We start from the raw sequence: 25,486 nt of genomic DNA, 5'->3' as shown, positions 1-25,486 counted from the left end.
CCTTAAAACTTATTAAATAGTTTTTATATAATACATAAGATATTAAAGATTTTTTTCGTAGGATTCAACCATTTTTTTAACCATTTGTCCGCCTATTGATCCTGCCTGTCTTGATGTTAAATCTCCATTGTAGCCTTGTTTTAAGTTTACTCCTACTTCATTAGCTGCTTCCATTTTAAATCTGTTTAGACCTTCTCTTGCTTCTGGTACTAAAGTTTTATTATTTCTTGACATTAGAATCAACCTCCTCATTTAATGTTTTATTTGGTTTCTTTTGTTTGCTATTGTGTTACAATAATATTTTAACCATATTTGATGATAATATTTTAGTATGTTATAGGTATAAGTTGAAGTTTGTACTTGATATAGAAAAAATAATAATTAATGTATTTTTTTATTTAAAAATTATATAAATATAATTGACAACCTATATTCAATCGTAGAAAATTATTATGAAGTATAACTAATAGATTGGTGGCAATTAGCATTGTCTTAATTCTAGTTGGGAGATGGTCATTTGAAAAAATTTAAAATTATTATGACTGGAGGAGGATCAGCTGGTCATGTGACTCCTAATTTAGCACTTATACCTAAGTTAGAACAGATGGGGTATGATGTAGAGTATATAGGAACAAGGGATGGTATAGAAAGAAGTATTATAGAGGGAGAAAATATAAAATATAATATAATTACAAGTGGAAAACTTAGAAGATATTTTGATATAAAAAACTTTTCTGATCCATTTAAAGTAGTAAAAGGAATTTTTGAGGCGAAAAATATAATAAAGAGAAAAAAACCTAATATAGTTTTTTCAAAAGGTGGATTTGTGTCAGTTCCTGTTGTAATAGCAGCCTATTTAAATAAGGTACCAGTTATAGCTCATGAATCAGATATAACTCCAGGCCTTGCAAATAAATTAGCGACTCCCTTTTGTACAAAGATATGTGTTACTTTTCCAGAGTCATTAAAAGCTATTAAAGGTGATAAAGGGCTTATAGCTGGAACACCTATAAGGGAAGAGTTATTTAAAGGAAGCAAAATTAAGGGTTGTAAAATTTGTGGTTTTTTAGATGAAAAGCCTATACTTATGATAATTGGTGGTAGTTTAGGTTCTAAAATTATTAATGATGCAATTAGAAACAATATAAAGACAATATTGAAAAAGTATAATGTTATTCATATTTGCGGCAAAGACAATTTAGATAATGAATTAAATAATCTAAAAGGCTACAAACAATTTGAATACGTTAAAGAAGAGTTAACTCATTTAATGGCTGCTGCAGATATTTTTGTTTCTAGGGCTGGGGCTAATGTTATATTTGAACTATTAGCTTTAAATAAACCTAATGTTTTAATCCCATTATCAGCTAAAGCTAGTAGAGGAGATCAAATATTAAATGCAAGATCTTTTGAAGCTAGTGGATATAGTGTAGTTATTCAAGAAGAAGAATTAAATGATGAAATTTTACTAGAGAAAATTAATGATATATATATAAATAAAGATAAGTTTATTAACAAAATGAAATCTAGTTCAGCCTCTAATGGAGTAGATAATATAATTTCTCTAATAAAAAAATATACTAAGTAGTTTTACTAAGGTACTTAAGCAGACATTCCAATTTTTAATTTGGTGATAGTCGCTTACTCATCTGAATATAGGAAGATGAGTTTCATAATAAAATAAGTACCTTATGCTATATACTTTTCTGAATATTACGATATATTAGTATAAAGTCCTTATATTAATATATTAAGAGAAAGAGGGTAGAAAATGAAGATAGAATTTTATGGTGGGGCAAAATGCGTAACAGGTTCTTGTCATATATTAAAGGTAAATAATAAAAATGTTCTCTTGGATTGTGGACTTTTTCAAGGTAAAGATGAAAAAGAAAGAGGAAACGAAGAGTTTCAATTTAATCCTAAAGATATAGATTACGTAATACTATCTCACGCTCATATAGATCATAGCGGAAGAATACCATTACTATATAAAAAAGGATTTAAAGGACGGGTTATATGTACAAAAGCAACTAGAGATTTATGTAGTATAATGCTACCAGACAGTGGGTATATACAAGAAAGTGAAATAGAATGGAAAAATAGAAAAAGAGTGAGGCAAGGTTTAAAAACTATAGAACCTCTTTACACGGCTAAGTTAGCAGAACTATCCTTATATTTATTTGAAGAATATGAGTATGACATTTTATTTGAGCTATTTGATGGATTTAAAGTTAAATTTAGAGATGCAGGTCATCTTCTAGGTTCAGCTATAGTTGAATTATATGTAAAAGAAGAGTATGAAGAAGAAATAAAAATAGTTTATTCGGGAGATTTAGGAAATGTAAATAAGCCAATTATTAGAGATCCAAGCTATATTGACTATGCAGATTATATAATCATGGAAACTACCTATGGAGATAGAGTTCATGGAGATATGGATTGGACATTTAAGAAATTAGTTAATATTATAAAGGAGACTTTCGATAGAGGAGGAAATGTAATAATACCATCATTTTCAGTGGGTCGAACTCAAGAATTACTATATGCTCTTAGTAGATATGTAGAAAATGATGAATTAAAAGATGTTACAGTCTTTGTAGATAGTCCACTTGCATCTGAAGCAAGTAAAGTATTTGAAAATTCTAGTGAATATTATGATGATGAGATGAAAAGTCGTATAAGAGAAGGAGCTAATCCTCTAAATTTCAAAGGATTAATTTATACAAATTCACCTCAAGATTCCATGAATATAAATAAATTCAAGGGAAATGCAATAATTATTTCTGCTAGTGGAATGTGTGAAGCTGGAAGAATAAAGCATCATTTAAAACATAACTTATGGAAAAGTGAATCCTCTATAGTTTTTGTTGGATATCAAGCTGAGGGAACTTTAGGTAGAGCCATATTAGAAGGGAATAAAAAAGTAAATATATTCGGTGACCCTATTGCTGTGAATGCAAAAATTTATAGTTTTGATGGACTCTCAGGACATGCAGATAAGAATGGAATGAGTTATTGGTTAGATAATTTTAGAGAGAAGCCAAAGGAAATATTTTTAGTACATGGAGATATACAAGCTCAAAATAAATTTAAGGAATTATTAGATTCTAAAGGATATAAAAGTAAAATAGTAGACAATGGTGAAACTTATTATATTAATGAAAAGGTAAATCTAAAAGATAGTAATATAAAATATAAAATTATGAAGTTGTTAAATTCTATAAATGATATTGAAAGTATGAATAAAGATGTATTAATAAAGCAATTAGAGGAAGCCATAAATGATGTAGATGAAAAGGTAGCTAAATAGGCTATCTTTTCCTCTTTTATAAATATTATATTAGTAACAATTATTATGGTGGGTATAGTTACTAAAAATACTAGAAATTTTAAAAATAAAAAAATGTAATATGCAAAACATATAAAATGAAAATAATATTTAAAGCGAGGTAATATTAATGAAAAGAATAATAAAATATTCAATGGTTTTTGCAATATTAGTTTTTGGTCTTGTATCCAAAACTACCGCATTTGCACAAACTGCTACCTTTAAAACTTTTGATTACAGTGTAATAAGTGGTGATAGTTTATGGAAGATATGCGAAAAGTATCAAGTTGGAGCTTCAGAAATTTTATCAGTAAATCCTCAAATTACAAATCCAGATATGATATATCCAAGACAAATAATTAAAATACCAGATTTATCGGAAGTTAAAGCATTAGAAAAACAAGTAGTTACATTAGTAAATAGTGAAAGAGCAAAAAAAGGATTAAAACCTTTATCAGAGAATTGGCAATTATCAAGAGTAGCGAGATATAAATCACAGGATATGATAGATAAAAAATATTTCTCTCATACTTCACCAACATATGGTTCACCTTTTGATATGATAAAGAATTTTGGTATACGCTACAGAACTAGTGGAGAAAATATTGCCTATGGTCAAAGAACACCAAGTGAGGTTATGAACTCATGGATGAATTCACCAGGACATAGACAAAATATATTAAGTCCAAACTACTCTCAAATAGGAGTCGGGGTAGCAAGAAGTTCATCAGGTCAATTGTATTGGACCCAAATGTTTATAGGATGGTAATTTAATAAAAAGGTGATTTACTCAATATTTGAGCAAATCACCTTTTTACATTATTTTGTGTAAATAATAGGATATAAAAATTTTAACTAATTATCTTTATCGAAAAATTTATCAATAATTTTTTCAGCTAATCTACGTTTCATGTTTGCCTCATTTACTAAGGACAAAACGGTAATAAGCATTTGAGACAAATCTAAATTCTGTGAACTAAAATTTTCTTTATTATTTTGAGTAAGTTTAATTTTTTTTGATAATTCATCATGAAGCTCATTAGCTTGAAGTTTTTTTATATTAGAAAAAGATTGATATATTTTTTCTAATTCAATATCTTTTAAACTATGGGGATTTTCTGGCATTTCACTAAAAAGAGACTTTATATCGTTAATAGAAAGAGTCTGCTTTAGGTTATAGATTAAAATAAGTAAGATTATGTGATCCTTAGAATACTTTTTTTTCGTAGGAGGTAAAAGAACCTTTGATTTTGTATAATTATTAATCATGGTTTTTGTCATTAATTTTTCATTACCATTTCTTTTAAGATGACTTAAGTTATCTTCAAATAGAGTTATAACTTGATCCATATATAAGCTTAAATTCGGTATATCTATTAGATTAATGTCCTTATCAAGGTAAAGTTCATTTATAAGAGAAGAAATCTCTTTTTCATTTAAAGTCATTATTAAACACTCCGATTTTGTTATTAGAATAAGAAAATAGTATCATATAGTTAATTATAGTTCAATAGGGAGTAGTGTATACTATATTTATATAGTAGAATTAAGTTAAGTCATTAATTTAAAAAGGTGTAATAATTATGAAAAATTACAATTGTATACTAGTAATGTTTTAAGAAAAATTATTAAAAATATAGCTTATAATTTCGATAACCTTGTGGTAAAATAAGTATATGATGTTACATAGTAATGAAAACTATGTAACATAAAAATATAATAAAATATAAAAAGAGGTTGATAATTATGATGAGCAAACTAAGAGAACCTATAAGTGGATTAACCCATTTATTTGGGGCAATAATTTCATTAGTTGGAATGATAATACTTATAGTATATGAGCGAAGCACTCCTGATTCAACAATACTTTCTTTTACTGCCATATTACTATTTGGGCTGAGCCTTATATTATTATATACAGCAAGTACTATATATCATTCAATTAAGTCCTCTGATAGTGTTATAAGAATTCTTAGGAAACTAGATCATTCTATGATTTATGTGTTAATAGCAGGAACATATACACCGGTAGCTTTAATCTCACTTCAAGGAAATTTAAGATGGATAGTTTTTATTGGAATGTGGAGCTTTGCAATTGTAGGAGTTTTATTTAAAATGGTTTGGTTTGACGCACCAAGATGGATATCTACTATTTTCTATGTATTAATGGGATGGATAGCTATATTTTTAGTATCGCCACTTTCTAAAGTTATAAACATTAGAGGGCTTTTATGGTTATTTATTGGAGGGGTTTTTTATACAGTAGGAGCTGTAATTTATGCAGCTAAATGGCCAAGAATAAAATCAAAAATATTTGGTTTTCATGAGATATTTCATCTATTTGTTCTAGCAGGAAGTTTTTGTCATTATTTTATGATATTCAGATATGTATTATAGCTGTATAGTGGTCTTTAAAAGTGCAATGTATATATTTTTATAACAAATGTGTACATTGCCTTTTAATTAGGAAATAATAATTGTACTGATAAAAATATAGAGTTAATGGTGGTGAATATTTTGGATGTTATAAATAGTATAGAGGAAATAAGTGAATTCATATCTAATAATAAATTAGCATTTCTATATATATCTTCAAGTAGCTGTGATGTATGCAGTATACTACTCCCAAAAATAGAAGAAATTTTATATAAATACCCTAAAATATTGTCTAAAGAAGTAAGCATAAATAAATTACCAGAGACAGCTGGATATCTATCTATATTTACTGTGCCAGCTTTAATATTATATATAGAAGGAAAAGAAACTATTAGAAAAGCAAGATTTATAAGTGTGGATGAACTAGATAAAGAAATTGAAAGGTATTATAAGATAATATATTAAGTAAGCAGCATAAATAAGATAATTATGCTGCTTACTATTTTTAATAAATTACATTAGTTAGAGACAACCCATGAGAAGGGGCTGTTGGGGGAGCGATAGAACGATCTTTTTCTAACATTATTTTTTGTATATCTTCTTTTGTAATTCTATTTAATCCAGCTTCTACTAAAGTACCAACTAGTATTCTTATCATTTTGTACAAAAATCCATTTCCAGTAAAGACTATATCTATTTCCTTTCCATTTTGAAGAATATCAATGGAGTATATTTCTCTAATTGTAGATTTTTTCTTGGATTTTAAAGCTGTAAAACTTTTAAAATCGTGTTCTCCGATAAAACAAGCAGCAGCAGCTCTCATTTTATTTATGTCTAATTTTTCTTTAACGTGATAAGTGTATTTGCGGTTAAATATATCATGAAACTTATGATTATAAATCTTGTAGGTATAGATTTTCTTTTCTGCATTATATCTAGCATGGAAGTCCCAAGTAGCATTTTCACATTTTTGTACTACTATATCTAAGGGTAAGTATCTATAACAGTAATCTAGAATTTCTTCATTTGATACATTTGATTTTGTTTTAAAATTAGCTATTTGATTATATGCATGAACACCGGAATCAGTTCTTCCAGAGGCTGTTAAATCTATTTCCTCACCAGTTAGTTCACTTAATACTTTTTCAATTTTATACTGAATAGTATTATTATCATCACCGAGCTTTTGCCAGCCTTTATATTTGGTACCGTCATACTGAATGCTTAATTTAATATTTCTCATTAACTTATCTCCTTGTTAACCTATAATTAGGTTTAGTACTTTACATTGTAGTTTATTTCCTGTAAATAAGCAAACATAGTTTTATAAAACTTGATAAGAGGTTCTTTATATTCTATAATTATTATTTAACCAAATGTTTTATTTTATGAACTAAGTTATGTAGAGAGAGGACCTTAAATGAATAAATCACTGTTCGTTACCGAGAAGCCATCAGTGGCTATGGAGTTTGTGAAGATACTAGATATAAAAGGAATTAAAAGAGATGGATATATAGAAGGTAATGATACTATTTTTACTTGGTGTGTAGGACATATGATCACCATGAGCTATCCTGAGGCTTATGATGAAAAATTAAAGTATTGGTCTTTAAGCACAATTCCTTTTCTTCCAGAGGACTATAGATATGAAATAATACCAAGCGTTGCTAAACAATTCAATATAGTAAAAAGTCTTTTATTAAGAGAAGATGTTGATACTATTTATGTATGTACAGACTCAGGAAGAGAAGGAGAGTATATATATAGATTAGTAGATATGATGTCGGGAGTAGAAAATAAAATTAAAAAAAGAGTTTGGATTGATTCTCAAACAGAAGAAGAAATAAAAAAAGGTATTAAAGAAGCAAAGGAATTATCAGAATATGATTCACTATCTGCTGCAGCTTATTTAAGAGCAAAAGAAGACTATTTATTAGGAATAAACTTTTCAAGACTTTTAACACTTATATACGGAAAAACTTTATCTAATATAATAGGAGAAGATAAAATTGTTATAGCTGTTGGAAGAGTTATGTCATGTGTATTAGGAATGGTAGTAGATAGGGAATTAGAAATACGAAATTTTGACAAGATATCTTTTTATAAAATATTAGCTAAACTAAAAGCTAATGATAATATGTTTTATGAAGGGGAATGGAAGGCAGTAGAAGGCTCTAAGTATTTTGAATCTATAGCATTATATAATGATAATGGATTTAAAAAAGAGAAGCACGCAGAAGAACTAAAAAAAGAGTTAGAGGATTATAGTATAAAAAATCTTGCTATTATTGATAAAGTATCTAAACAAAAGGAACTAAAATATGCTCCTCTATTATTTAATTTAGCAGAACTTCAAAATCAATGCTCAAAACAATTTAAGATTAGCCCCGATGAAACTTTAAAAATAATACAAAGTTTATATGAAAGAAAGCTATTAACGTATCCTAGAACAGATGCTAGAGTATTGTCTAAAGCTGTAGCCAAGGAAATAGAGAAAAACATAAGAAAATTAATAAATTTTAGAGGAGAGTCTGAAATTAGTGGAATAGCTTCTAAAATAATAGAGGATAACTCATATAAAAATTTAGAGAAAACAAAGTATGTAGATGATAGTAAAATAACAGATCACTATGCCATAATTCCTACTGGAGAAGGGTTTGACAATTATAATGGTTTGAAAAAAATAGAAAAAGAAATATTTAATTTGGTAGTTAGAAGATTTTTAGCTATTTTTTATCCACCGGCTAAGTTTAATAAAATATCTATCGTAACTAAAATTCAAAATGAAAGTTTTTTTACAAATAATAAAGTTTGTGTTGAGAGAGGATATTTAGATATATTAAAAGGAGAAGGGGACGTAAATGAAAGTGAAGAAAAGGCCGTAGAATTCTTAAATACTCTAAAGAAGGGGCAAAAGATAGAAGTTGAAGATTTAGAGCTAAAAGAGGGAAAAACATCCCCACCTAAGAGATATACATCTGGTTCTATTATTATTGCAATGGAGAATGCAGGAAAACTAATAGAGGATGATCAGTTAAGGGAACAGATTAAGGGTTCTGGAATTGGAACAAGTGCTACAAGAGCTGAGATATTAAAGAAGCTTGATAGAATAGGTTATATTAATATAAATAATGGAACTCAAGTAATAACTCCAACTATTAAGGGAGAAGTAATTTATAGAACTATCAAGAATTCTATACCTAGTTTATTGAATCCAGTTTTAACTGCTAGTTGGGAAAAAGGTCTAGGATTAGTAGTAAGAGAAGAGATCTCCTCAAATGAATTTATGGCAAAATTAGAGGAATATATAAAAAGAAATGTATATAATGTGATTAATAATAATGGTATTATAGACTCTCAATATTTAATATCCTCTATTCAGAATAAAGAAAGTGTAAATATGAATAAAATGGATGAAGTTTTGGGTATATGCCCAATATGTAAAAATGGAAGAGTGATAAAGAATTCAAAAGGTTATGGTTGTGATAACTGGAAAAGTGGCTGTGAATTCTTTGTTGGAGAGATTTGTGGAGTTAAAATTCCTGTTATAGAAATAAAAAAGTTGCTAAGAAACGGAACAACTAATCTAATTGAAGGCTTTAAATCTCAAAAGGGAAACGTGTTTGGAGCAAGATTGATTTTAAAAAATAATAAGATTGAACTTAGTTTCAAATAATGAGTTATACATATAGCAAATGGAGAGGAAATAATTATGAGTATATTGACTATAGAGAATTTAAGTAAGAGTCATGGAGAGAAGGTCTTGTTTAACAATATATCCTTTAGCATTAACTCGGGAGAAAAAATAGGTTTAATAGGAGTGAATGGCACAGGTAAATCTACATTACTCCAAATTTTAGCGGGTTATGAAAATTGTGATGAGGGTAAAGTCATTAAAGGCAATGGCATGCGAATAGAATACTTACCTCAAAATGTAGATTTTGAAGACGATGCTACTGTACTTGAACAGATATTTAAGGGGAATTCACCAGTAATGAAGGTATTAAGACAATATGAAGAGGCTCTTAAAAATTTAGAAAAAAGTCCAAGCGATGAAAGGCTTCAGAAAAAGCTTATGGAGCTTACAAGTAAAATGGATGCTGTAGATGCTTGGGAAATAGAGAGCAAGGCAAAAGCTGTACTAACTAAGTTAGGGATTCATAATTTTAATTACAAAGTTAAGGGGCTTTCCGGAGGCGAGAAGAAGAGAATTGCCTTAGCAGGAGTATTAATAAGTCCCTGTGAGTTATTAATACTAGATGAGCCTACTAACCATATTGATAATGAAACTGTAAAATGGCTTGAAAATTATTTAAATGAGTATAAAGGCGCTTTAGTTATGATAACTCATGATAGATACTTTTTAGATAGAGTATCAAGAAGAATATTAGAAATAAATAATGGAAATTTATACAGTTATGAAGGGAATTATAGTATTTTTTTAGGTGCTAAGTTTGAGAGAGAGCAGATGGTATATTCTCAAGAGCAAAAGAGACAAAATCTTTATAAAAAAGAGCTTGAGTGGATAAGACGAGGAGCAAAGGCAAGAACTACTAAGCAAAAGGCAAGAATTGATAGGTTTGAAGAAATAAAATCTCAAAAAATAGAAATAAAAGATGAAAAGATAGATATTTCAATAGATGGAGGCAGACTAGGAAAAAAGATAATTCAGATAGAGGGTGTAAGTAAGAGTTATGGGGATAAGAAGCTTATAAATAATTTTTCTTATATATTTACAAAAGAAGATAAGGTAGGAATAATAGGAGCTAATGGAATTGGGAAATCTACACTGCTAAACATTATTTTGGAGAAATCTGTTCAAGATAAAGGTAATATATCAATAGGAGAAACCGTTCAGATTGGATACTTTTCTCAGGAATATGAAGATATGAGTGGAGATCTAAGGGTTATTGAGTATATAAGAGAAGGAGCAGAATTTATAAAATTATCTGACGGAAATATTATAAGCGCGTCTAAAATGTTAGAGAGATTTTTATTTCCCTCTAATTTACAGTATTCATATATATCAAGATTATCAGGAGGAGAAAAAAGAAGGTTATACTTGTTAAGAGTGTTAATGACTTCTCCAAATGTTTTAATTTTAGATGAACCTACAAATGATTTAGATGTAGAAACTTTAGCTGTGCTAGAAGATTATTTAAATTCTTTTAATGGTACTGTAATAACTGTATCCCATGATAGGTATTTTTTAGATAAAGTATGTAATAAGCTTTTGATTTTTAAGGGTGACGGGGTAATAGAGCCATTTGTGGGTAATTATTCAGATTATGAAGATAAGCAAGTACAGGATGATAAAAAAACAAATGATAGTTCAGTTAAAAAGATTAAAGAAGAGAATAATGTAGGAATGGCTGAAAAAACAAATAAAACTTTGAAATTTAGCTATAATGAAAAGAGAGAATATGAACAAATAGAGAGTGTTATAGAGGATGTAGAAAATAAACTTGAAGAAACAAATAAAAGTATTGAGTTGGCTGGTAGTGACTATATAAGACTTGAAAAGTTTTTGGAAGAAAAAAGTAAGTTGGAAGATGAGTTAGAAAAATTAATGAATAGATGGGAGTATTTAAGCGATTTAGCTGATAAAATAGGTAACTAAAAATAATGAAATAAAAAAAGGCTATCATGAAAGTATGATAGCCTTTTTAAAGTACTAATTAGTCTCTTGAAATTCTTTTGATATATCTTGAATTAATTCTTTAACTGATTTTATTTTATCTAATTTATAAGCATTTGAACCAGCAAAAATTAGTCCATTAGCAGTATCGCCTTTAACAGCATTTATTAAAGCTTTTGATATGCAATAAGGTGTAACGGCTGGATTACATCCCTTTAAACAGTTATAACACTTAGAAATAGAAGTATTATTATCTAAAGAATTTGTAAATTCATTTTTTATTGCTCTACCAGGCATACCTACAGGACTGTTTATAATCATCATATCTTCTTTAGAGGAGGATATGTATGCATTTTTAAAGTTTATATGTGCATCACACTCTTCGGTAGCTACAAATCTAGTAGCCATCTGAACACCTTCAGCACCTAGTTTTATGTATTTTGCAATATCACTTCCGTCATAAATACCGCCTGCAGCAACTACTGGAATATGTTTCCCATAAGTAGCTTCTAATGAGTTTGTTACTTCAATAACTTCTTTTATAATTTCTGATAAGCTATCCTCATTGCTAGAACTGATTTGTTCTAAAGAGAACCCTAAATGACCTCCAGCATGAACTCCTTCTACTATTATTAAATCTGGCAAGTAATCATATTTTTTTTTCCACATCTTAGATATAACTTGAGCAGCTTTTGCAGAAGATACTATTGGTGCAATTTTTGTATTTGAACCTTTTACTAATTTTGGAAGGTTTGAGGGTATACCAGCACCACATATAATTAAATCGATTTTTTCTTCTACAGATGTTAAAACTAAATCATCAAAATGATTTGATGCAACTAATATATTTACACCTAAAATTCCATTTGGACTTAACTCTTTAGCTTTTCTTATCTCTTTTCTTAGAGCTCTTAGATTAGCTTCCAAAGTGTTTTTTTCAAAGTCATCTTCTCTATATCCTATTTGTACGGCAGAAATTACACCGATAGCACCTTCGTTAGCTACAGCTGAAGCTAATTTTGAACCGGATACACCGACTCCCATGCCTCCTTGAATTATTGGTAATTTAGCAATTAAGTTCCCTATCTTAAGAGGTGTAAAGTTCATAATATCTCCTCCTTGTTTTACAAATAACTAATTTGATTAACGAAATATTTGATAGTCAAAGTATATTCTATATATATTTACCTGTCAATAAAAAGTAAACCAAATGAAGAATTATTTTATATTTTAAGACTCATTTAACAAAGCCCTCTATATAAAGTGAATAAATTTGGTATAATAGATACATAGAATAAAGGATGTTTATTATTATGGAGAATAAGTAAAGGATGTGTTGAGATATGAGTAAGAAAATTAACATTAAAAATATTATTGATAATAAAGAAATGAAGATTAGATTTGAACCTATATGTTCAATTATAAAACAATCAATAATAGGCTTTGAGGTTTCAGGGTTTGGATCTGATAAAAGTGGAGAAGTTATTGATATGGATATGCTTTTTGAACGTGCAGAGAATGAAGATATGGCTATTAATTTAGATAGACTCTATAGAGAGAAAGCTGTAGAAAAATTTGCGAAGGTGTATAGTGATAATAGAGAACATCTATTATTTATAAATATTAGTGCTTCTATAATAACTAAGTTTATAGGTTCTGGAATTATTAAGGAACTAGTAAGTTCTTACAAGTTAAATCCTGAAAATGTTGTTTTAGAAATAGTAGAGGATAAAGTTGAAGATATAGAAAGTTTAAAGAGATTTATAAACTTTTATAGAAGTGAAGGGTTTTTAGTTGCTTTAAGTGATATAGGATATGGCTTAGCCAATTTAGATAAGATATCTTATGTTGAACCTGATATTATAAAAATAAGCGGGGCAATAACTGAAAATATTGACTATGACTATTATAAACAAGAAATATTCAAAGCTTTAGTAACTTTATCTAAAAATATTGGTGCCCTTGTAATTGCAGACGGGATAAAGACTAAAGAAGAAGCATTAACTGTAATAGAACTTGGAGTAGACATGATTGAAGGAGAGTATCTTGGAAATTCTTTAGAAATTAGTAAGAAATTTATTAACCATGCTAAGGAGAGTATAACACACTTAGCCGATGAGTATAAATCTTATATGATAGATAAAGTTAATGTGGAAACAAGTATACAAAAAAAATATGATAAGACAATTAATGAAGCACTCGGAAGCTTAGCTAAAGTAGAAGAATCGGGATTTAATGAACAATTAAATGATATTATTTCAAATAATGAAACTTTTGAATGTATCTACGTTTTAAATGAAAAAGGGGTTCAGGTGACAGATACTATAAACTGCTGTAGAGATATGCTTTCTCAAAAGGCACTTATTTTTCATCCAGCTGAGCAAGGAACCAATCACTCATTGAAAAAATACTATTATTTCCTTAAAAATATGGCGCTAAATAAATTCATAACTGAGCCATATGTTTCGCTAGCTACAGGAAACTTATGTATAACAATTTCAGCAGTGTTTAAAGCTGTTAACAATAAAGAATACATCCTGTGTATAGACTTTAACCCAAAAGATATACACCTATAAAAAAAGTCAGCTATGCTGACATTAAAATAATGGGCACCTATAAAAAAAGTCAGCTATTATTAATTATCTTATTAAATGAAAAGGAAGTTGCGCATTTGCAACTTCCTTAATAATATTACATAGCATTTGAGAATATCCTCATTAAACTCTCTAAAAATTTAGTGAAAATAGAAGAGCTTTCGAAATATTCCTTATCAACTTGTGTTGATACATTTAGATCCTCTAGAAAAGCGCTTTCAAATTCTTTTGTAGTATTGGAATCATAAATAACTACATTAGCTTCAAAGTTAAGTTCAAAAGAGCGAATATCAATATTAGTATTGCCTAAAGTACATATGTTACCATCTATAGATACAGCCTTAGAATGTAGAAAAGAATCACATCTATAGAAATACACCTTTATACCATAGTCAACCATATCTTTAAGATATGAACGTGAAGCATTATATACAGAAAAATGGTCATATTTCCCAGGGAATAATATCCTTATATCTATACCGCTTAGAGCAGCTATTTTTAGTGCAACTATAAGACTTTCACTAGGAATAAAGTAGGGAGTCATAATATAAATATGATCCTTAGCACTATATATCATTTTTATAATACCTTCCATAATAGAAGGATTTTCAGAACTAGGACCTGATTCTACAACTTGTATTGGACATAAGTTATTATTATTAATTGTAGGGAAATATAGAAGCAGTTCATGTTTAGAAGAAATAAAATCTTTTTTTGACTTGTTTAACATGTAAAAATCATGAAAAAAGGAACTTTGAAGGCCTAAAACTGAATCACCCTGAATTTTTATATGGAGGTCTCTCCAAAAACCTAATTTTCCTTTTCCTAAATATTCATCTCCAACATTCATTCCTCCTATAAAGCCGACCTCTCCATCGATTATAGATATCTTTCGGTGATTTCTATAAAAGGGAGTGAAAATGTGAGAATAAAATAAAACATTGACTCCGGCATTGCGTAAGGCTCTTACATATTTACCGCTTAAGCCTAGAGATCCCAATCTATCTATAATAAATCTTACTTTAACTCCAGATTCAGCTTTTTCTATTAAAATGTCTTTAATTTCATTTCCGATTATATCATCTCTCACTATATAGTATTCTAGATGAATATGATGCTTTGCTTTTCTTAATTCCTTCTTTAATGTGTCAAATTTTTTTTCACCATCAATAAAAAATTCTATAGTGTTATTTGGAAAAAGAATAGAAAAATCATTTTTAATAAGAAGGTGCTGTATAAGATTAAATTTAGAATTTTGAATTTCTAAACCGTATCGTTTTTTTAGAACCTTATCAAGAAAGTCAGACTCATTTCTAAAACTTTTATTCCTCCAATTTCTTCCGATGAGAAAAAAAAGGACTATTCCTATAGGCATAGATATTATAAAAGTGAGTATCCAAGCGAAAGTACCTTTAGGGTCTCTTCTATCAAGTATTATAATTATTATACACACTATAGAAATTATAAGAAGAATAAGAGAGAAAATATCTTTTAAATCAAATGACATAGCACGACACTCCAAACACTAAAAATGTATTTTAGCAATTTCTAATATCATAGAAACTCTATACATTATTTATTCCCTAAGCTTAGTGCATTTTATGTAATGAAATTATAGAATAATAAGTTGTTTTAATTATTATTATGTAGTATATTTGTAAATGAAATTTCTATTAATAGCAAAAGGTGGGATTGAGGTGGATTTATTTGATCTTGCAGTGAATAAACAGGGTAGCAGGAGACCTCTGTCTGAAAGAATGAGACCACGAAATTTAAACGAATTCATAGGGCAAAGTAACATAGTAGGAAAAAAAAGGCTCCTTAGAAACCTTATAGAAGGAGATAACTTAACTTCAATTATTTTGTATGGACCTCCTGGGGTGGGGAAAACTACTTTAGCTTCTATAATATCTAAAGAAACTAAAAGTGAATTTTTAAAATTAAATGCTACTTCCATAGGAGTAAAAGATTTAAGAGATTATATAAATAAGGCAGAAGAGATCGTAAAGTTCTATGGGAAAAGGACTATATTTTTTATTGATGAAATTCATGTACTTAAGAAAGGTGCACAACAGGATTCCTTATTGGAGGCTGTTGAAAAAGGAATTGTAGTTTTGATTGGGGCTACTACTGAAAACCCTTATTTTGAATTAAATAGAGCTCTTATTAGTAGAGCAAAAGTATTTCAATTGGAAGAGCTAAAGAAAGAAGAATTAGTGAATATATTACTTAATGCTTTAAAAGATAAGGATAGAGGATATGGAAATATAAATATAGATATAGATAGGGAAAGTTTAGAGCTAATAAGTGAATTATCTGGAGGAGACGCAAGAAACAGTTTAAATACTTTAGAGTTAGCGGTATTATCTACTCAGAAAAATAAAGATGGAGTAATTATCTTAAATAAAGAGATTATTAAAGAATGTATACATAAGCCAGTAATAAATTATGATTCTACTGGAGATAATCATTATGATATAGTATCTGCTTTTATAAAAAGCATACGGGGTTCTGATACAGATGCAGCACTATACTGGTTTGGAAGAATGGTAGTAGGGGGAGAAGATCCGAGATTTATTGTTAGGAGACTTATAGTTCATGCATCGGAAGATATAGGAATGGCGGATATTAATGCTATGTTGATAGTCCATGCAGCATGGAACGCTCTTGAAACAGTGGGAATGCCAGAGGCTAGAATACCTATAGCACAGGCTATAATATACCTTTCTAAGGCTAAAAAATCGAATTCAGTATTAGTAGCAGTTGACGCTGCTATAGAAGATGCAAAAAATAGCCAATTTAGAGTTCCTAAACATTTAAGAGATACTCATTATAATGGAGCATTAGAACTTGGAAATTTGGGATATAAGTATCCGCATGATTTTCCGGGGAACTTTGTAGAACAGAATTATTTTCCAGAAGAAATGAAGAAAAAAAGGTACTATTTAGAAAAAAAGCAATGTTGACAATTATAGTCGGGTTTGATAATATATCAATATAGAATTACACTCACAGGGGAGTGGTTAAATGAAATTATCCACAAAAGGAAGATATGGAGTTAAAGCTATGGTTGATTTGGCAATACATTTTGGCGAAACGCCTGTGTCAATAAAAAGTATAGCTGAAAGACAAAATATATCTGAGTTTTATCTAGAACAGCTTTTTGCCCCTCTAAGAAAAGCTGGTTTAATAAGAAGTGTAAGAGGTGCTCAAGGGGGATATGTTTTAAACATGAATCCTAGCGAAATCACAGTAGATAAAATTATTGATGTATTAGAAGGACCTATAGAAATATCTAACTGTATTGAAAAAGGTGAATGCGACAATATGGATGTTTGTCCTACTAGATTGCTTTGGGAAAAGATGAAGAACAGTATAGATGAAGTAACTAAGTCTATTACACTTCAAGCTATGGCTGATGATTATAAAAATATGCGTATGTTAAAAAAGAGGAGTGAGCAATAATGGATAAAAAAGTTTATATGGATTATGCGGCTACTACATATACAAAACCTGAAGTTTTAGATGAGATGCTTCCGTATTTTACACAAAATTATGGAAATCCATCATCTTTTTATACTCTTTCAGATATAAACAAAAAGGCTATTAATAATGCTAGAACTAAGGTAGCTAAAGCTATAAATGCTGAAGCACATGAAATATATTTTACAGGTAGTGGTTCAGAGGCAGATAACTGGGCTATTAAAGGAATTGCATTAGCAAGAAAGAACAAAGGAAATCATATAATTACTACACAAATAGAACATCATGCAGTATTAAATACATGTAAGTTTTTAGAAAAAGATGGATTTGAAGTTACTTATCTTCCGGTTGATGAGCAAGGCGCTATAAAGATAGAAGATCTTAAAGCAGCAATTACTGAAAAGACTATATTGGTAACTGTAATGTTTGCTAACAATGAAATTGGAGTAATACAACCTATTAAAGAGATAGGAGCTATATGTAGAGAGAAAAAGATAATATTTCATACTGATGCAGTTCAGGCAGTTGCTCATGTTCCTGTTGATGTAAAAGAAATGAATATAGATTTACTTTCTTTAGCGGCACATAAGTTTTATGGTCCAAAAGGAGTTGGAGCTCTTTATATAAGAAATGGAGTTAAAGTTGAAAATCTAATTCATGGCGGAGGACAGGAAAGAGGAAAGAGACCTAGTACAGAAAATGTATCTGGAATAGTAGGCTTAGGAAAGGCTATTGAGCTTGCTGTTGATGAAATGGAACATGAAGGAAAAAGATTAGCTAAATTAAGAGACAGACTAATAGATGAACTTTTAGAGAGAATACCTCATGCTAAATTAAATGGACCAAAAGGGCAAGGAAGGTTACCGGGAAATGTTAACATAAGTTTCGTAGGAGTTGAAGGAGAGACTTTATTATTAGATTTAGATGATGTAGGAATATATGCGTCTACAGGAAGTGCTTGTGCATCTGGGGATCTTGAGGCATCACACGTACTATTATCTATAGGATTATCTCATGGAGTTGCCCATGGTTCTTTAAGATTAAGTCTTGGTTCAACAACGACAGAAGAAGATGTAGATTATCTCATAAGTGAGTTACCAAAAATAATTAAGAGAAGAAGAGAAATGTCACCGTATTGGGAACAATTCTTAAAAGAGAAGGGAGAAATTTAAAAATGTATACTGAAAAAGTAATGGATCATTTTAGAAACCCAAGAAATGTTGGAGAACTTGAGGATGCTAACGGAGTAGGTGAAGTTGGGAATGCTCAATGTGGAGATATAATGAAGATATATTTAAAAATTGAAGATAATATAGTTAAAGATATAAAATTTAAGACTTTCGGATGTGGATCTGCAATCGCATCTTCAAGTATGGCAACTGAACTTGTTAAGGGAAAAACAGTAGAAGAAGCTTGGAAATTAAGTAATAAAGCTGTTGCTGAAGCTCTTGAGGGGTTGCCACCTGTTAAAATGCACTGTTCTGTACTTGCTGAGGAAGCAATCCATAAAGCAATAAATGACTATAGAATAAAGAATGGTATGGAGCCTTGGGCAACGAAGAATCATTCTGATCATGTTCATCATGAAGTTCATGGACATTAATTTAGCTTTATAGAAATTTTTATAAATGAACTTTTATAGTATAAGAAAAGTATATTTCCTAATATAAAATCATAGATTACTTAAAAGAACTCCATGTTTTCATGGAGTTCTTTAGTTTTTATAATTATTTTCCATACATATTCATAAATGATTTTATCAGGATATTTCTTTTATATTTGGGTAAAATAAAGATAAAATATGCTAGAGTGGAGAATGTTATGTATAGAAGTAAAGATTTTATTCTCATGGATACTATAGATATAAATGGGAGAAAAATTGGTTTTGTAAGAGATGTCCTAGTAAATTTCAATAAAGGTTTTGTTGTAGGATTTAGTATTACTCCTTCTCGAATGTTTAAAAAAGTAATTAGTGTTTTAAAGGAAGATATATTAACTTTCAACAATAATATGATAGTTAAAAAAACTGGAGAAGAAGTATTATTAAATCTTTCTAATTTTAAAGGAATGGATGTACTAGATCATAAAGGAGACATCTTAGGTATGGTAGAAGATATAATTTTTGACATAAATAGCTTTAGAATTAAAGGATTAGTGATATCTGCAGGATTTATTCACAATCTATTGCATGGAAAGAAGATACTTCTTATAAAGGATTTAATACTTGGAGATAAAAATATTTTATATTTTGGAGATGCTAAAAAAATATGCTTTACAACCAATTCACATGAATTATTGGAAGTGAATAATAATGCTTAAGTTGAGTAGAAGTAAGTTAATTAAACCTCTAATATATTTTGTTGTAGTTGTAATTATTTTGTTAGTAATAATTAATGTAAATATAATTAATGATATAGCATTTTTGTTAATATTTTCGTTTATACTATCTTATAGTTTAAAGCCTATACAAAAGGTATTAATTAGAAGTGGAATAAGTACTAAAATTTCTTCATTAATATTAATGCTAAGTGTGATTATAAGCTTAATTCTGATAATTACAGTGTTAATACCTTCAGTATTTAAAGAAAGCCTAAGTTTAGGAAGTTCTTTAGATGAAATAGAAGGATATATCAGTATGCTATACCATAAGTTAAAACTAATAGAAAATAATAAAACTGTACATTCTATTTTAAGTAAAATATACAGTAAATTAAATACTTCTTTCTCAAATATGGTTAATAGGATGTTAGAAACAACGGCCGATATAGGAGAAAATGCACTAGCATTTGTTGTAGTTCCAATTGTAAGTTATTATTTTTTAAGTGATCCTGATTATATAGAAAACAAATTTCTTATGCTATGTCCTTTGAAAGGAAGAAATATAATAAAAAGAATCAATAAAGATATTGATAAAATTTTAGGAAGATATATTATAAGTCAATTTATGCTATGTATTATGGTTAGTATACTAACTTTTATAGCATTAGTTGTATTAAAAGTGAAATTCCCCATTATGCTTTCTATATTAAATGGAATATTAAACATAATTCCTTACTTTGGACCTATATTTGGAATGATTCCTCCTATAATAATAGCACTTTTGACATCCACTAAAACTGCCATGTATACAGCAGTTCTATTGTACTCTGTTCAATTGATAGAAGGTAATATATTATCGCCTAAAATAACAGGAGATAGTGTAAGTATGCATCCCTTAGCAGTAATACTAATTTTACTTGTGGGTGGAGAATTAGGAGGCTTTTGGGGTATGGTCTTAGCAGTGCCTGTAAGTGTAATACTAAAAGTTATATATGAGGATTTAAATTACTATTTGTTCTAGAAAAAAAGTTTTACAATATATCCAATATTGACATAAATATCTTTTTTTCTTATAATCAATATATCTTTATTATTAAACATATTGCACAAAATTATATAATTTGTAAGCGATGATTAGAATAAGTAAATAATATATTGTCATTCAGAGAGGAAGTGGATGGTGTGAACTTCTTGGCATGTTTATTGAAGCTATCTATGAGCTATAATAACTTTTAAGAGATATATACTTTGATTTACTTTGTATATATAATTAGGGTGGTACCACGGAAACTTTCGTCCCTTATTGGGAATGGAGGTTTTTTTGTTTATAAATTATAATTTTAATAATCTAACTGATTAATTTATACAAATATAATACATGGAGGTAACTACAAATGTTAAAGATGGGATTAAATGAAGTTAGAGAGGCATACTTAAAGTTTTTTGAAAATAAGAGTCATCTAAGACTTCAAAGTTCTTCACTAGTACCTAAAAATGATAAAAGTCTTTTGCTTATAAATGCTGGAATGGCACCATTAAAGCCTTACTTTACAGGATTACAAACTCCACCAAGTAAAAGAATAACTACTTGTCAAAAATGTGTGAGAACAGGGGATATTGAAAATGTAGGAAAGACATCAAGACATGCTACTTTTTTCGAGATGTTAGGAAACTTTTCTTTTGGTGATTATTTCAAGAATGAAGTTATTCCTTGGGCTTGGGAGTTTGTGACAGAGGTTTTGGAATTACCTAAGGATAAATTATATGTAACTATTTATTTAGACGATGATGAAGCTTACGATATTTGGACTTCTAAAACAGATGTTAATCCTAAACATATTTTTAGATTAGGAAAAGAGGATAATTTTTGGGAGCATGGTTTAGGACCTTGTGGACCATGTTCGGAAATCCATTTTTATAAGGATGAAGGAGAAATAATTTCTGCAGATGATTTTGAAGTAAAATCTGATGCAGATAGAGCAGTAGAGTTTTGGAATTTAGTTTTTACACAATTTGATAAAGATGAAGAAGGTAATTATAATAGATTAGCTTTCCCAAACATAGATACAGGAATGGGATTAGAAAGAATGGCAACTATTATGCAAGGCGTGGATACAATATTTGATGTAGACACAATTAAGAGTATTTGTGACAAAGCTTCAGAGATAGCGGGTGTTCAGTACGGAGAAGATAAAATTAAAGATATATCTTTAAGAATAATAACTGACCATGCAAGAAGTGTTACCTTTATGATTGGTGACGGTATTCTTCCGTCGAATGAGGGAAGAGGCTACGTATTAAGAAGATTGTTAAGAAGAGCGGCTAGACATGGACGCTTGTTAGGAATTAGTGGAGAGTTTTTGTATAATATAGTAGATACAGTTGAAGATAATTATGGAGAAGCCTATCCAGAAATAAAAGATAAAAAAGAATATATTAAGAAAGTTATTCAATTAGAAGAGGAAAGATTTGGAGAAACTATAGATTCAGGTATTGAAATATTAATGAACTATATTGATGAAATTGCAAAATCTAATAAAACAATCCTAAATGGAGATAAAGTATTTAAATTATATGATACTTATGGATTTCCACTTGAGTTAACACAAGAAATATTAGAAGAAAAAGGTTTAAGTATTGATATTGACGGTTTTAATCAAGAGATGAAGATTCAAAGAGATAGAGCTAGAGCTGCAAGAGCAGAACATACTTATATGGGTGCAGATGTAACGGTTTTAGACTCTATATCAGCAGATATAGACACAAGATTTGATGGATATGATAAATTAGATTTAAACTCAAAAATAGTAGCTATTATAAAAGATGATGAATTTGTAAATACCATAGAAGAAGGATCAACAGGAGTAATTGTTTCTGAAGTTACACCGTTTTATGCTGAAATGGGAGGGCAAGCAGGAGATAAAGGGATTATTTTTAATGAAAATTTTGAGGCAGTAGTAGAGGACTGTAAAAAAAATATTGGTGGAAAAACAATTCATTTTGTAAAAGTTTTAAAAGGAAGTGTAAATGTAGAAGAAGAAGTTACACTTAAAGTAGATACTGAGAGAAGAGACCGTATTGCAAAAAATCATAGTGCTACACATATGCTTCATGCTGCTCTACGTGAAGTTTTAGGAGAACATGTACATCAAGCGGGTTCTTTTGTTGATGATGAAAAACTTAGATTCGATTTTGCACATTTTGCTGCGGTGACACAAGAAGAATTAAATAAAGTAGAAGATTTAGTAAATGCAAAGATAATGGAAACTTATGAAGTTAAGACTGATGAGATGACACTTGAAGAAGCAAGAAATTCTGGGGCAACAGCATTATTTGATGAAAAATATGGAGAAAAAGTCAGAGTCGTTAAAGTTAAAGATTTTAGTGTGGAATTATGTGGTGGAACACATATAGACAATATTGGGAAAATAGGTATTTTCAAAATAGTGTCAGAAAGCGGTATAGCAGCAGGAATAAGAAGAATAGAAGCTATTACTGGAACAAGGGCTTTAAGATTTATAAATAGTAAGTATGAACTTATTAAAGATGTTTCAGAAATTCTTAAGTGTTCAGAAAAAGATATAATAAATAAATTAAATCAACAAACTTTAGAAATTAAAGAAAAAGAAAAAGAGATAACACAATTAAAGTCAAAAATAGCTGGAAATTCAGAAAGTGATATTCTAAGCAGTATTAAAGAAGTAAATGGAATTAAATTAGCTGTTGGTGCTTTGAATGATGTTGATGGAGAGGCATTAAGAGACTTATGCGATAAAATAAAGGATAAGATAGTAAGTGGAGTAGTAGTATTAGGAAGTACAAGTGAGAATAAAGTACAATTCATAGCTATGGCAACAAAAGATGTAATTTCTAAAGGAATCCATTGTGGTACTATTATAAGAGAAATAGCTAAAATCGCTGGTGGTGGCGGTGGTGGAAGACCAGATATGGCTCAAGCTGGTGGTAAGTTGCCAGAAAAGTTAAATGAAGCCATAGGTAATGTAGAAAAAGTAATGGAAGATTTAGTAAGATAGTATACTTTTTAATAAAAATGGTTTATAATAAAGTTAAGCAAAGTTACAAAGGAGAACTGCAATTCTAAAAAGGGGTGTAGCAGTTATGGGAATTAACGAAAATACTATGCAATTCGATATTTTAAAAAACAAAAAAGATATGACAAGGACAATTTTAGCTCAAGTTAATGATTCTCTTAAAGAAAAAGGATATAATCCTATAAATCAGCTAGTTGGATATCTGATTTCTGGTGATCCTACCTACATAACTAATTATAATGGGGCTAGGGCATTGATTAGGAAATTAGAAAGAGATGAACTTCTGGAAGAGGTACTAAAAGCTTATTTATCTATTAAATAAAAATGCCCTTATGGGCATTTTTATTTTAAGAATATACGAATATAACGTAAGGAGAACTTTATGAGAATACTTGGTTTAGATGTTGGAGATAGAACTATAGGGATAGCAGTAAGTGATCCTTTAGGATTTACGGCTCAAGGTATAACTACAATAAATAGAAAAAATAATGAATATGATATAGATGAGCTAATTAAGATTTGTAAAGAATATAGTATAGAAAGTATTGTTTGTGGTCTACCTAAAAACATGAATGGAACGCTAGGAGAGCAAGGGCAAAAGGTTCTAGATTTCTGTAGTTTAATAGAAGAAAATATAACTATACCGATAAAAATGTGGGATGAAAGGCTTACCACAGCTGCAGCAAATAGGGCAATGTTAGAAGCAAATTTATCAAGAGCAAAAAGGAAAAAAATAGTTGATAAGATAGCAGCTACTTATATTTTGCAAGGATATCTAGATAGTATATAAAATAAAAATAAGAAGGAGATTAAAAAAAATGGAAAATGAATTTAGCACAATTGTATTAAAAGATGATGAAGGTAATGAAATAGAATTTGAATTAGTAATGAAATTTGATATTGAAGATGATGAATATGTAATAGTTGCTCCAGTTGATGATGAGGATGCAGATGCAGTTGCTCTAAGAATTGAAAATGATGATGATGGAGAAGAAATATTTGTAACAATAGAAGATGAACAAGAATTTGCAATGGTAGCAGAAGCCTATGAAACATTGATGATGGAAAATGAATCTTTAAATTAGTATAACAAATGATTATCAGTTGACATGAAATGATAATTACTATTAAACTTGATTGTGGTTAGTGTTTTAGAAATTAAATGAATAAGTGTTTTCAATAACGAAATGAGGTATTAAGATGTATAATGTGTCTCCAATACAAATTGAAAATTTAAAAGAACAGTTAAAAATAAAAGGCTATAAACTAACTCCACAAAGAAGAGCTGTAGTAAATATTGTTCTAAATAATAAGGGGAATCATCTTACTGCAGAAGAAATGTATGATCTCGTAAAAAAAGAGTGTCCAGAGATAGGGTTAGCTACAATTTACAGAACAGTTCAATTACTTGAAGATATAGGTATTCTTTGTAAAATCAATTTAGATGATGGATGTAACAGATATGAGCTTCTAGATAATGAAGAAGCTCATCATCATCATCATTTAATTTGTAGACAATGTGGTAAGGTTCTAGAGGTTGAAGAGGACCTATTAGATAGTATTGAAAAAAATGTTGAAAGTAAATATAAATTTAGAATAGAGAATCATAGTGTAAAATTTCTGGGCGTTTGTAATGAATGCTTAGAAAAGTAAAACAGATAAAGAATCAATCAAAAGAAATTAAAGGAGGGTAGGG

The 25,486-nt window shown here is 29.1% G+C and carries 24 protein-coding genes and 1 other annotated feature; of the genes, 19 read left to right on the top strand and 5 right to left on the bottom strand.

What is annotated here, in order from left to right:
- Positions 1-42: 42 nt before the first annotated feature.
- Positions 43-234: an alpha/beta-type small acid-soluble spore protein gene (locus ACX0KU_RS13800; RefSeq protein ID WP_472990554.1), complete on the bottom strand. Its 192-nt coding sequence runs from the start codon at positions 232-234 to the stop codon at positions 43-45.
- A gap of 283 nt (positions 235-517) precedes the next feature.
- Between ACX0KU_RS13800 and ACX0KU_RS13795 the strand changes: the two genes are divergently transcribed.
- From ACX0KU_RS13795 to ACX0KU_RS13785, 3 genes are all read left to right on the top strand, one after another.
- Complete coding sequence (locus ACX0KU_RS13795; protein ID WP_472990553.1) at positions 518-1,588, top strand: undecaprenyldiphospho-muramoylpentapeptide beta-N-acetylglucosaminyltransferase; 1,071 nt, start codon at positions 518-520, stop codon at positions 1,586-1,588.
- Between the two features lie 183 nt (positions 1,589-1,771).
- Entirely contained in the window at positions 1,772-3,310 is a 1,539-nt protein-coding gene (locus ACX0KU_RS13790; RefSeq protein WP_472990552.1) for an MBL fold metallo-hydrolase RNA specificity domain-containing protein, read from the top strand.
- Between the two features lie 148 nt (positions 3,311-3,458).
- Positions 3,459-4,097, top strand: coding sequence for a CAP domain-containing protein (locus ACX0KU_RS13785; RefSeq protein ID WP_472990551.1), 639 nt, complete (start codon positions 3,459-3,461; stop codon positions 4,095-4,097).
- 86 nt (positions 4,098-4,183) lie between these two features.
- Here the strand turns inward: ACX0KU_RS13785 and ACX0KU_RS13780 are convergent, their stop codons facing one another.
- Entirely contained in the window at positions 4,184-4,774 is a 591-nt protein-coding gene (locus ACX0KU_RS13780; RefSeq protein ID WP_472990550.1) for a DUF1836 domain-containing protein, read from the bottom strand.
- Between the two features lie 300 nt (positions 4,775-5,074).
- Here ACX0KU_RS13780 and trhA point away from each other — a divergent pair, with 300 nt between their 5' ends.
- Both trhA and ACX0KU_RS13770 read left to right on the top strand, forming a co-directional pair.
- The gene (gene trhA / locus ACX0KU_RS13775; protein WP_472990549.1) at positions 5,075-5,725 is read left to right on the top strand and encodes a PAQR family membrane homeostasis protein TrhA; all 651 of its coding nucleotides are present in this window, start codon (positions 5,075-5,077) and stop codon (positions 5,723-5,725) included.
- 120 nt (positions 5,726-5,845) lie between these two features.
- Positions 5,846-6,169 (top strand): thioredoxin family protein, encoded by a 324-nt coding sequence (locus tag ACX0KU_RS13770; RefSeq protein ID WP_472990548.1) that lies wholly within the window; start codon positions 5,846-5,848, stop codon positions 6,167-6,169.
- A 40-nt stretch (positions 6,170-6,209) separates the two neighbouring features.
- Here the strand turns inward: ACX0KU_RS13770 and truA are convergent, their stop codons facing one another.
- Entirely contained in the window at positions 6,210-6,947 is a 738-nt protein-coding gene (truA, locus tag ACX0KU_RS13765; RefSeq protein WP_472990547.1) for a tRNA pseudouridine(38-40) synthase TruA, read from the bottom strand.
- Positions 6,948-7,124: 177 nt separating this feature from the next.
- On the opposite strand from truA, the gene ACX0KU_RS13760 reads away from it, so the two are divergent.
- Positions 7,125-9,380 (top strand): type IA DNA topoisomerase, encoded by a 2,256-nt coding sequence (locus tag ACX0KU_RS13760; RefSeq protein WP_472990546.1) that lies wholly within the window; start codon positions 7,125-7,127, stop codon positions 9,378-9,380.
- Between the two features lie 36 nt (positions 9,381-9,416).
- Positions 9,417-11,324: an ABC-F family ATP-binding cassette domain-containing protein gene (locus tag ACX0KU_RS13755; protein ID WP_472990545.1), complete on the top strand. Its 1,908-nt coding sequence runs from the start codon at positions 9,417-9,419 to the stop codon at positions 11,322-11,324.
- Positions 11,325-11,378: 54 nt separating this feature from the next.
- On the opposite strand, the gene ACX0KU_RS13750 is transcribed toward ACX0KU_RS13755, so the two are convergent.
- Complete coding sequence (locus ACX0KU_RS13750; RefSeq protein ID WP_472990544.1) at positions 11,379-12,449, bottom strand: NAD(P)H-dependent flavin oxidoreductase; 1,071 nt, start codon at positions 12,447-12,449, stop codon at positions 11,379-11,381.
- 236 nt (positions 12,450-12,685) lie between these two features.
- Here ACX0KU_RS13750 and ACX0KU_RS13745 point away from each other — a divergent pair, with 236 nt between their 5' ends.
- Positions 12,686-13,918, top strand: coding sequence for an EAL domain-containing protein (locus tag ACX0KU_RS13745; RefSeq protein WP_472990543.1), 1,233 nt, complete (start codon positions 12,686-12,688; stop codon positions 13,916-13,918).
- A gap of 115 nt (positions 13,919-14,033) precedes the next feature.
- Here the strand turns inward: ACX0KU_RS13745 and cls are convergent, their stop codons facing one another.
- Positions 14,034-15,443, bottom strand: a complete 1,410-nt coding sequence (cls, locus tag ACX0KU_RS13740; protein WP_472990542.1) for a cardiolipin synthase — start codon at positions 15,441-15,443, stop codon at positions 14,034-14,036.
- Positions 15,444-15,633: 190 nt separating this feature from the next.
- Here cls and ACX0KU_RS13735 point away from each other — a divergent pair, with 190 nt between their 5' ends.
- The 11 genes from ACX0KU_RS13735 to ACX0KU_RS13685 all read left to right on the top strand — a co-directional run bounded on the left by ACX0KU_RS13735 (position 15,634) and on the right by ACX0KU_RS13685 (position 25,443).
- Entirely contained in the window at positions 15,634-16,902 is a 1,269-nt protein-coding gene (locus tag ACX0KU_RS13735) for a replication-associated recombination protein A (protein WP_472992461.1), read from the top strand.
- A gap of 61 nt (positions 16,903-16,963) precedes the next feature.
- Complete coding sequence (locus tag ACX0KU_RS13730; protein WP_472990541.1) at positions 16,964-17,401, top strand: RrF2 family transcriptional regulator; 438 nt, start codon at positions 16,964-16,966, stop codon at positions 17,399-17,401.
- Positions 17,401-18,591 (top strand): cysteine desulfurase NifS, encoded by a 1,191-nt coding sequence (nifS, locus tag ACX0KU_RS13725; protein ID WP_472990540.1) that lies wholly within the window; start codon positions 17,401-17,403, stop codon positions 18,589-18,591. Before ACX0KU_RS13730 ends, nifS begins: the two co-directional genes overlap by 1 nt.
- Before the next feature lie 2 nt (positions 18,592-18,593).
- Positions 18,594-19,022, top strand: coding sequence for a Fe-S cluster assembly scaffold protein NifU (nifU, locus tag ACX0KU_RS13720; RefSeq protein ID WP_472990539.1), 429 nt, complete (start codon positions 18,594-18,596; stop codon positions 19,020-19,022).
- Between the two features lie 218 nt (positions 19,023-19,240).
- Positions 19,241-19,738: a PRC-barrel domain-containing protein gene (locus ACX0KU_RS13715; RefSeq protein ID WP_472990538.1), complete on the top strand. Its 498-nt coding sequence runs from the start codon at positions 19,241-19,243 to the stop codon at positions 19,736-19,738.
- A complete protein-coding gene (locus tag ACX0KU_RS13710; protein ID WP_472990537.1) occupies positions 19,731-20,759 on the top strand; it encodes an AI-2E family transporter in 1,029 nt (342 codons plus the stop codon). Before ACX0KU_RS13715 ends, ACX0KU_RS13710 begins: the two co-directional genes overlap by 8 nt.
- A 100-nt stretch (positions 20,760-20,859) precedes the next feature.
- Positions 20,860-21,042 (top strand) — a binding site (T-box leader).
- A 90-nt stretch (positions 21,043-21,132) separates the two neighbouring features.
- A complete protein-coding gene (gene alaS, locus ACX0KU_RS13705) occupies positions 21,133-23,772 on the top strand; it encodes an alanine--tRNA ligase (protein ID WP_472990536.1) in 2,640 nt (879 codons plus the stop codon).
- Between the two features lie 85 nt (positions 23,773-23,857).
- Positions 23,858-24,112, top strand: coding sequence for an IreB family regulatory phosphoprotein (locus ACX0KU_RS13700; protein ID WP_472990535.1), 255 nt, complete (start codon positions 23,858-23,860; stop codon positions 24,110-24,112).
- Positions 24,113-24,172: 60 nt separating this feature from the next.
- Entirely contained in the window at positions 24,173-24,580 is a 408-nt protein-coding gene (gene ruvX / locus ACX0KU_RS13695; protein ID WP_472990534.1) for a Holliday junction resolvase RuvX, read from the top strand.
- A 28-nt stretch (positions 24,581-24,608) separates the two neighbouring features.
- Positions 24,609-24,875, top strand: coding sequence for a DUF1292 domain-containing protein (locus ACX0KU_RS13690; RefSeq protein WP_472990533.1), 267 nt, complete (start codon positions 24,609-24,611; stop codon positions 24,873-24,875).
- Between the two features lie 115 nt (positions 24,876-24,990).
- Positions 24,991-25,443, top strand: a complete 453-nt coding sequence (locus ACX0KU_RS13685; RefSeq protein WP_472990532.1) for a Fur family transcriptional regulator — start codon at positions 24,991-24,993, stop codon at positions 25,441-25,443.
- Positions 25,444-25,486: the final 43 nt, after the last annotated feature.

The organism is Clostridium sp. X, assembly GCF_055755365.1.
Note: the sequence above shows the minus strand (reverse complement) of the source record. Positions and strands in the feature narration are given on the sequence as shown.

What these genes read in the sequence shown, in the direction of transcription:
- ACX0KU_RS13800 (WP_472990554.1), bottom strand. Translation starts at nt 234, where the DNA reads ATGTCAAGAAATAATAAAACTTTAGTACCAGAAGCAAGAGAAGGTCTA.
- ACX0KU_RS13790 (WP_472990552.1), top strand. Translation starts at nt 1,772, where the DNA reads ATGAAGATAGAATTTTATGGTGGGGCAAAATGCGTAACAGGTTCTTGT.
- ACX0KU_RS13785 (WP_472990551.1), top strand. Translation starts at nt 3,459, where the DNA reads ATGAAAAGAATAATAAAATATTCAATGGTTTTTGCAATATTAGTTTTT.
- ACX0KU_RS13780 (WP_472990550.1), bottom strand. Translation starts at nt 4,774, where the DNA reads ATGACTTTAAATGAAAAAGAGATTTCTTCTCTTATAAATGAACTTTAC.
- trhA (WP_472990549.1), top strand. Translation starts at nt 5,075, where the DNA reads ATGATGAGCAAACTAAGAGAACCTATAAGTGGATTAACCCATTTATTT.
- truA (WP_472990547.1), bottom strand. Translation starts at nt 6,947, where the DNA reads ATGAGAAATATTAAATTAAGCATTCAGTATGACGGTACCAAATATAAA.
- ACX0KU_RS13760 (WP_472990546.1), top strand. Translation starts at nt 7,125, where the DNA reads ATGAATAAATCACTGTTCGTTACCGAGAAGCCATCAGTGGCTATGGAG.
- ACX0KU_RS13755 (WP_472990545.1), top strand. Translation starts at nt 9,417, where the DNA reads ATGAGTATATTGACTATAGAGAATTTAAGTAAGAGTCATGGAGAGAAG.
- ACX0KU_RS13750 (WP_472990544.1), bottom strand. Translation starts at nt 12,449, where the DNA reads ATGAACTTTACACCTCTTAAGATAGGGAACTTAATTGCTAAATTACCA.
- ACX0KU_RS13745 (WP_472990543.1), top strand. Translation starts at nt 12,686, where the DNA reads ATGAGTAAGAAAATTAACATTAAAAATATTATTGATAATAAAGAAATG.
- cls (WP_472990542.1), bottom strand. Translation starts at nt 15,443, where the DNA reads ATGTCATTTGATTTAAAAGATATTTTCTCTCTTATTCTTCTTATAATT.
- ACX0KU_RS13730 (WP_472990541.1), top strand. Translation starts at nt 16,964, where the DNA reads ATGAAATTATCCACAAAAGGAAGATATGGAGTTAAAGCTATGGTTGAT.
- nifS (WP_472990540.1), top strand. Translation starts at nt 17,401, where the DNA reads ATGGATAAAAAAGTTTATATGGATTATGCGGCTACTACATATACAAAA.
- nifU (WP_472990539.1), top strand. Translation starts at nt 18,594, where the DNA reads ATGTATACTGAAAAAGTAATGGATCATTTTAGAAACCCAAGAAATGTT.
- ACX0KU_RS13715 (WP_472990538.1), top strand. Translation starts at nt 19,241, where the DNA reads ATGTATAGAAGTAAAGATTTTATTCTCATGGATACTATAGATATAAAT.
- ACX0KU_RS13710 (WP_472990537.1), top strand. Translation starts at nt 19,731, where the DNA reads ATGCTTAAGTTGAGTAGAAGTAAGTTAATTAAACCTCTAATATATTTT.
- alaS (WP_472990536.1), top strand. Translation starts at nt 21,133, where the DNA reads ATGTTAAAGATGGGATTAAATGAAGTTAGAGAGGCATACTTAAAGTTT.
- ACX0KU_RS13700 (WP_472990535.1), top strand. Translation starts at nt 23,858, where the DNA reads ATGGGAATTAACGAAAATACTATGCAATTCGATATTTTAAAAAACAAA.
- ruvX (WP_472990534.1), top strand. Translation starts at nt 24,173, where the DNA reads ATGAGAATACTTGGTTTAGATGTTGGAGATAGAACTATAGGGATAGCA.
- ACX0KU_RS13690 (WP_472990533.1), top strand. Translation starts at nt 24,609, where the DNA reads ATGGAAAATGAATTTAGCACAATTGTATTAAAAGATGATGAAGGTAAT.
- ACX0KU_RS13685 (WP_472990532.1), top strand. Translation starts at nt 24,991, where the DNA reads ATGTATAATGTGTCTCCAATACAAATTGAAAATTTAAAAGAACAGTTA.